Annotated in this window: 4 protein-coding genes; 1 reads left to right on the top strand and 3 read right to left on the bottom strand. The window is 57.4% G+C overall.

Features of this window, described 5'->3' with window-relative positions; translation table 11 throughout:
* Nucleotides 1-31: 31 nt before the first annotated feature.
* From IH881_19485 to IH881_19475, 3 genes are all read right to left on the bottom strand, one after another.
* A complete protein-coding gene (locus IH881_19485; protein MCH7869885.1) occupies nucleotides 32-3466 on the bottom strand; it encodes a metallophosphoesterase in 3435 nt (1144 codons plus the stop codon).
* A 287-nt stretch (nucleotides 3467-3753) separates the two neighbouring features.
* Nucleotides 3754-4935, bottom strand: coding sequence for a sulfotransferase (locus IH881_19480; protein ID MCH7869884.1), 1182 nt, complete (start codon nucleotides 4933-4935; stop codon nucleotides 3754-3756).
* Nucleotides 4928-6766 carry an FAD-binding oxidoreductase gene (locus IH881_19475; protein ID MCH7869883.1) on the bottom strand — a complete coding sequence of 613 codons (1839 nt, stop codon included), beginning with the start codon at nucleotides 6764-6766 and terminating at the stop codon, nucleotides 4928-4930. Before IH881_19475 ends, IH881_19480 begins: the two co-directional genes overlap by 8 nt.
* Nucleotides 6767-6953: 187 nt before the next feature.
* Between IH881_19475 and IH881_19470 the strand changes: the two genes are divergently transcribed.
* Nucleotides 6954-8216: PAS domain-containing protein (locus tag IH881_19470; GenBank protein ID MCH7869882.1), on the top strand; the 1263-nt coding region annotated here is incomplete at its 3' end.

Raw genomic sequence — 8216 nt, 5'->3', positions numbered from 1 at the left:
CGCACTCCGTACCAAAAGCCGGATAGACCCATCAGGCCCACCAACACCAGCAGCGATCCAGGCGAAAACGACGGGACGGGGGGGGGATGCAGCCGACATAGAGACAATTCTTGCTGATCTGAAAGCTGTCGAGGACGACACCAGCATTGCTGAGGAAGACAGCGTCGAGTTGAAGGTCATTCACGTCGATGATCATCGATCCCAGGGTCAATGAAATATTCGACGTCATGACTGGATGGTCGAACGTTCCACCAGCCTGAGCGTCAATGGCACATCCCATGGCCGTGTAGACCGTTCCTCGGTGGCTCATCGGTCCCATTAGCTCAGTAAAGTACGCACCATCCCCAAACGGGTTGCCATCTCCTCCATCGACCATGTGGCTCATGGCATCGAATGTGTTCGACAGCCCGTAGTGTCCCTCAATGAGAAACGAACGCTCATAACTGTGGCTGTGGCCCGTGAGAACGAGGTCGACTCCGTACTGTTCGAAGACAGGCGCAAAGTTCGTTCGCATCTCAATCATCCTGCCTTCCGTGTCCGAATCATGTGTGCCCTTGCTATAGGGCGGATGATGGAAGAAGACGATGATCCAACGCTGATTGGTGTTGGCAAGATCGGCCGATAGCCAGTTGTACTGGATACCGCCAACACTCCTGTCGGAGTCCGCCGAATCCAGTGCGACGAAGTGGATATTGGCGTAATCGAACGAGTAATAGGCCTCTGTATTACTGGCGACACCTCCAGCCTCACCCAAAGTAGGCAGCGTAAATACATCGAAATACGGTCCCGTCTGCGTTGGAGAATCCGAGCTGTCCGTGTCGTGGTTGCCGATGCTGGGCCATAGGACCGTGTTTCGAAGGATCTCCGGGAAGTTGTTGAATACTGCGTCTGAGTATTCGGCATACGTTCCGTTTAGGTACGCATTGTCACCGAGCATGATCACAGCGTCTGCAAGATCGACTCCGACATAATTGAGATAGGCCGCCTTGAGCGACGCAGAAATCGCGTTGTTGCGGCCCGAATCACCGAGCACCCAGAGCCGTACAGGATCGATAGCGCCTGTAAGTGGTGATGTGACGAAGTAGTGATCACTATCGCCTCCTGCGAGAGTCTCAGTGATCGTTCCGACGGAGTAGTAATATTTGATGTTCGAATTGAGCAAGTTGATTTCGAACTCGTGTTTCGTATTCGGAACGGGGATGGTCAGCGTCGTGGAAAGGTTGGCCGGATCGGGGCCGTAGCGTAAGGTGCTCTCCGTACTCACGTCGGTTTCCCATCGTACGATCATACTGGCAGGGGTACCCAGTTGCAGATAGGGCGGGTGGATCAGAGTGATCGCCGCGCCCTCGCAAGCATCCCCTACCCCATCCAGGTCAGTATCGAGTTGGGTTGGGTTGGGCGTGAAGACGCAGTTGTCACAAGCATCGCCAATGCCATCGCTATCCACGTCGGCCTGATCCGCATTGGCAATCCCGGGACAATTGTCCTCGCCAATGGGAACCCCGTCGCCAGAGCAGTTGATGGGTGCACCGCCCGGGCCGCCTCCTGGGCCGACAGAAACATTGGCACTGCAGACGTTCTCGTCGCTCGAACCAGACTCCGATACCGCACTAAATAATTGATCTTCAAGATAGTTGTCCTGAATCGTTGCGAATGCAGTGTTGTAGAGCAGGATCCCGTCCCAGCCATGAATGAGCGTATTGTTTGTTGCATTGACGGTATCCATGTCGTTCCAGCGAATCCCCGCGCCGGGAATGCCCGTCAGCGTATTCCCGCTGACATTCGTGCAGTTGTAGATGGCCGTCTGATTCGTTTTCCCCCCCGTGATCTCGTTGTTCAGAGCCCAAGAGTCGATGACACCCCGGCAATCGATCGTATTGTAACTTTGGGGTCCATTGTTGGCTGAGATGCGGTTGTCCTGAATCGTGAGGTGCCAACCAGAATCTACGGGGTCGTCCGAGAATCCGTATCCCATGATCGGGCGGGCGCTCTCGCCGCCGGCGTTCACACAGTCGTTGTTGACGATCGAAAATGTGCCCCCTCCGATGATGCTGACACACCCCCCCGCGGGACCGTCAATGTAATTCCCAACAACGTCGATATTGTCGCCTTGTACCTGGATGGCTGACTGCTGGGAACCCGGCGCGGTTTGCACGAAATTGTTCTCGATTAATGCGCCCAGGGCAGGCAGGAATATTTGCCCGATGATGCTCGAGTTGTTTCGTATTGTAATGCCGATGTTGTCGAATGCCTCGCCACAACTGAGGAAGCATCCGATTGCGATCCCGTTGCTTTGAGACACTTCAACGATCGAATTTTCGATGATCAGATTGGAAATATCGCCACTGATCGATGCCAGGTAGATTCCGATCTCGGCACATTCCCATGGTTCCGTAGCGATGTCGCAGCTATCGCGAATGACCTCATCATGAATATGGAGATTCGCAACCACGTCGCCAGTGTACGAACTTGCGATATCGATCGCCCTGTTGCTCCAACCGGCGCCGGCACCCACGCCTACGTCATAGACATTGAACGCGATTTCGACGTCGTTGGATGCGGATACATCGACGCAAGATCCAGCGCTGGGAACGCTTGGACAGTTGACGAAATTGTTGCCCAGGATCTTGGCACCCGAAGTTTCACTGTCGAGCACGACGCTCTCATCGCCTAGGCTCTCGAATGTGGTGTTTCGGACGATCAGGTTGGTGCCAGCTTGAAAGAAGATGCCGTGGGTCTCCTCGACGGTGGGGGGCTCGTGGGACTTCCACAGTGCAGTTGCGCCGCTTGTCTGGCCGACGACCTCCCCAAACAGTGGGTTGAACCGCAAATCATCCATGTACCACATGCTTCCATCGGGGCGGATCGAGTGAAACGTTGCAGTCACGTTACCGGTGAACGTAAGCGTCTCGTTAAAGACGAATGTGCCCTTGACGTTCTTCACTTCGGCAACGTATGAATGGGAGTGACCATGTCCCACCGGATCATCGTCCAGAAGCTTGAGGTTCTCGATAATGACGTTGTCCGGCCCCGGCCCGGTGCCGTGTAAGCAACTCGTATCGTAGCAGAGCCCAATCAAGACCTGGCCTGTCGCCTGTGCCGGCAACAGCACGGAGCAATCGCCATCACCAAAAATTCGAACACCGTCGTCACCAAAGACCAGCACGAGGGAGAAGAAGGGGGTAATGCCGTCGGTGCCGAGCCGGTAGTTTCCGCACGGCACGTAAACGTTTCGGTGCCCTAGAGCAATCGAGTCGGCGATGGCAGCCATGAATGCCGGAATATCATTGGTGTCGTTCGTTTGATCACCAATGACTGCATTTCCGACAGCGCCATAGTCCATGACGTTGGCGAATACAGCAGGAGGGATGGTCGGACCGGGGGGTTCGAGCGTCACCGCCGCAGTGAGCGCCGGACTCGAGAGCAACAGGAGCAGGCTCAGCAACGTAGAGGGTAAGTACTGCAAGGATAGAATTCCACGCGGTCGGTTTAGTGAAATACGGACAGCTCCGACCACCCCCTGACCGCTGCAAGTTCCACAGGTAAATCACAACTAATTTCACGACAACTGAGCGGGCAGTATATCAGATTCCGCCGCTTCGATTTTGAATGTTACTCGATCAAGCGGACCATGCGGACAACGGATCACCTGGGAGTAATCGGCTTCGTACTATCGGGGCCACGCAACACACGTCGTACTACTGTGTAATTGAACAACAATCGAAAGTTTTCCGATGTGAGAACGTGGGAGCCTCAGTCGTCCTCGGGCGCAATATCGAAACGCTCGAGGTAGTTGCTGAAGGCTTGCCGCACCGCGTGCGGGTCGACCCCATACTCTTCCGGCGTGTATAGGTGGACCCCGTGCTTGCCCTTGGGATTGTCGTCGATGAAGGCCCGCATCTTTCCCGCAGCTTCACTGGTCATTTCCAGGCCCAATGCCTGGTAAATGTTCTCGACTACGGCGTACTGGTCCTTTACGAAATCCGAGAAGTGCATGTCGTAGAAAAGTGCGTCAGGGTATTCGTTGTCCCGCCTGATTCCTATCGCATGCATCAGTACCCGTTCGAGCCGTTGGGTCCAGTCGGCCGCGATCTCCTTGCGATCGACATGATCGCTACCCATGGATCGCACCAGCGAGGTCAGGCTGGCGTAGGAGGTCATGGACTGCACGGGGTCGCGGTGGGTAAACACAATGCGCGCGTCGGGATAAGTCGCGAGCAGATGCTCTAAACCCCACATATGGGCGCCCGTCTTCAGCACCCAACGGTCCCGCCGATGGCGCGACTGCAGGTGCTGCAATTGTTTTCGATGAAAGTCGTAGACGTGTGACAGGTCCGCTTCTTCGTCTAGCCAGTCCTGGTACGAAGGGACGCGGAACTGGTTGTGGAACAAAGGCGTACACATCGTCTCGCCCATCATCGTCACGCACTCTTGCGATAGTGTGGCACCCATCGGATGCATGGCCTTGAAGCCCGGGATCAGTGCGTCGATGTCCGGAAAGGTGGCGGCGCACTGCGCGATGCGCGGATCACTGTGAAACGTCGCTGCTTCGGGGGGCGGTGAAGGAAACATGGTTTCCCACGTGAGCGGTGCCCGGCTGCTGGGATCTTGCGCGAGGATGTCGTGGAGGATCGTGGTCCCGGTGCGGGGCAAGCCAATGATGAAGACCGGTTTCGTGATCGTCTCCAAGGCGATTTCCGGAAACCGCTTTCGGTCTTCGACGTAGCCCAGGCGGTTCACCGTGTGCCCGAGAATGCGTTCCTTCGCGATGATCCGGCCAATCGTGTTGAGTTGGGCTTCCTTTTCCAACGACTCGAGGAGTCGATTGAGTGGATCGATGAAGGGGCCACTGCCGAGGTCGTCGAGCCCACCCGCGCGCTGCTGGGCTTCTGCAAGCAACGTGTTCAGGTCCAAACTCACGCCTTCGTCACTCACTGTCAGTAGCTTCCGACGCTGGAGCGGGAGGCAGCAAGTTGCCCGCCCCAAGCACGTTCTCTGGATCGAGGGACTGTTTGAGTGCGGCGGCCCAACGCAATGCCGCGGGCGAGAGCACCCGCGGCAAAAAACCGAGCCGCAGCTTCCCCACCCCGTGGTGATGCGAAAGCGAGCCGCCCGATTTCAAGACCTCGTCCCGGGCGCAGCTTTCGAGTTCGGCATAGATCTCACTCGGATGATCGAGCCCCTTGTAGTGATGCGCGAAGTAGAAGTAGATACAGACGCCCGAGTGATAGAGTTGGGTGATCCGGCAGCTGATGAAGGGCGCTCCCGGCAAACCCCGCGCCGCATACTCTTCGCGCACCCGACGCTTGACGTTCTCGCAGAGAGTGAGCGCCTGGCTCCACGAAACCGATGTCTCGAAAGATTCGGCCAGGACCCAGTGGCGCATGATGAAGTCGCGCAGGTAGGCGATGCCGAAAGTCAGTTGGTAGCCGCGTCTTCCGTTTTCCGCCCCCGCGTGCATTCCGCGATGACGTTTGGCGAGCTTGGCTACCGCATGTTCCTGGCTGCGCACCTCGACCTTGCTCCCCTCGAAGACGAAAGAACAAGCGACCATCTGATCCGGGTCGAAGCCGCGCAGACCGGTAACGTACAAACGCTCGAACTTGCGCATCAGCGCCTTTGCGCCCTCGGCCTTTGGCTTCAGGGTCTGGCTCAGCTGAAATTGAAGATTGTCGACCAGGCGCACGCTCGCCGGGGGGACTGCCTCGCGCTGGAGGTCGTATAGGAAGGCAACTCCGCTCTCGAAGTTGCGAAACAACACTGCGTCGTAGTGCTGCACCTCTGGGACCGGAAAGATCTTCATCACTACCCGGGTGACGATCCCGAGGGTTCCCTCCGAGCCGAGAATCCAACGACGCGGGTCGATGCCGATGCTTTCTCTGGGACAAACGTTGTCGCGCTCGATTACGCCGTCCGGCGTAACGATCCGAACGTCGAGCAACAGGTCTTCGATATTTCCGTAGCGGTTCTTCTTCATGCCGCTCGCATGGGTGGCAACCCAGCCGCCTACCGTCGAGAACTCAATGCTGTCAGGCTCGTGGCCTATGATGAAACCGTACTCCGCAAGCTGTGATGCCACGTGGCGCCCGACAGCACCCGCCTGAATGCAGGCAGTCATGTTCGTCGGGTCGATCCACAAGATTCGGTTCAGGCGACTCAGATCCACCGACACCAACAGTCGTTGTTCGCTTTCGGGAACTGCGAGCGCCTCGGTGACATTGGTACCCCCGCCGAACGGGACCAGACAGACCCGGTGCTGGATCGCGACGTCCATGATGGCTTCGACATCTTCCTCACACCCGGGCTGGATCACCAGGTCCGGAAGCCGGGGCGGTTGCTGATAACGAATCGCCCACATGTCCTCCTGGGAGTGCCCATGCGCGTGTCGCAAACGGACTTGAGGGTCATTGCAGATAGAGGATTCGGGGAGAAACTTGCGGAGTGCTGCCAGGAAGGACTCGTCGGTCTTCGGCTCTTGAACCTTGGGTGGATACGAAGGGGGATGAACATCATTGGGGTTCAGTTCCACCCCAAGCACGCCCTCCATCCAGGGCAGCAGATCGGGCAGCACGGACCCGGAGATCGCATAGCGATCCCCCATCATGACGACGCTTCTGTCCGCGCGTGCCTCAAAGCGCGAATCTTCGAAGCCCCAGGCAGAGAGACTCACGCAATCGTCGCCGTGCGTCGGCGGGTCCCCGGGCACGATGCGCGTGCTCGCGATACCGCCGATCAAGTCCGTGCCATTCGGTCGTCCTTGCTGCATTCCGTTCTCCTCGCGCGGAGTCTAACGCGATGTGTGAGGTAATAGGGATTTCGCGCCAGCAGGCTGGTATTGGCGGGAGAGTCCGATCCAAAAGGACCCTCTCTTGTAATGGATCGCGGCGGGCGTCGGGTGTAAGATGGAGAGGCGTTGAGGTGGCCCCGATGCACCTCCACCAGAGGACAGCTTAATGAGCGCTGATGCGCAAAAGACAAAGCGCGATCTGGTCGAGGAAAATGAAGCGCTGAAGCGGCGCCTGGCCAGCTTTGAAGCGCTCTACGAAGCGAATGCGTCATTCGACTTCGCTGCCAAGACTGCCGCCTATTTCAACCTGCTGGAATCCGCCGGAACCTTTGCGGTCGAGCTGGACGAGCGCTTCAGGATTACCCACGTCACGCCGAGCATACAGACGGTACTCGGCTATACGCCGGACGAGGTGATCCATCACGGCCGCCCGGACTGGATCCACAAAGAGGATTGGGGCCATCTCCAAGAGCGCTTCGCGAAGCTCATGGCCTCCGGAGATAGCCAAGTCCTTTCCTGTCGACTGTGCCACAAGGACGGGCGGTGGAAAACGTTCGAGGTCGTGGCGTGCCCCTACCGGAATTCGGAGGGCACTCCCAATCTGATTGCTCACGTGAGGGACATCTCTGCGATCTCGCAGACGAACCTCTCTCTGCGCGAGACCCGTGAGCGGAACCAGATGGTCGACGAGATGAGTCGCGATATGGTGCTGCTCATTACGAATCCAGACGGCGAGCTGATCTGGGCCAATTCGGGCCTCATGAATCTATGGGGTTACACGGCCGACTACTTCAAAACCCGGCGCGCCTTCGAAGAGATCCTCCACCCAGACGACCGTGAACGCGTCTGTACGACGTTCTACGCTGAGTGCAAAGAAGTGGGCGCCAGCTGTTCGTACGAGCCCTATCGGATCCGACACAAGGACGGATCATACGGCTGGTACGAGGGAGGTGACCGCGTCTACCAGACCGAGACGGGAGAAAGAGTGATTCTCTCCGTAGTGCGAGATGTATCAAAAACCCAACGTGCCCTCGAAGAGCTCCGCGAAAGCGAGGAGCGCTACCGCATCCTGGACGAACTCAATCACGATGTCATCCTGCAACAGTCAGACAAGGACGGTCGGGTCGTTTGGGCGAACTCATCCCTCTACGATGTGCTGGGCTACACGAAGGAAGATCTACCCGACACGGAGACCCAGTTTGCCAATGTCCACCCAGATGACCGAGAAGCCTCTCGCGCCGCCTACGAGGCGGTCTACCCGGAAGTTGGCAAGATTATCCACTATCCGCTTACTCGCTGCAGGCACAAGGACGGTTCGTGGAGGTGGCTCGACGGCATCGACATGGTCTGTGAGAACCACAACGGCGAACGCTCGATACTTTCCGCCTCACGGGATGTCACAAAACAAATTCAGGCTGAAGAAGATCGC

It is taken from the genome of Myxococcales bacterium, assembly GCA_022563535.1.
GTDB lineage: Bacteria > Myxococcota_A > UBA9160 > UBA9160 > UBA4427 > DUBZ01.
This window is presented reverse-complemented; position numbering and strand designations above follow the sequence as displayed.

What these genes read in the sequence shown, in the direction of transcription:
- IH881_19475 (MCH7869883.1), bottom strand. Translation starts at nt 6,766, where the DNA reads ATGCAGCAAGGACGACCGAATGGCACGGACTTGATCGGCGGTATCGCG.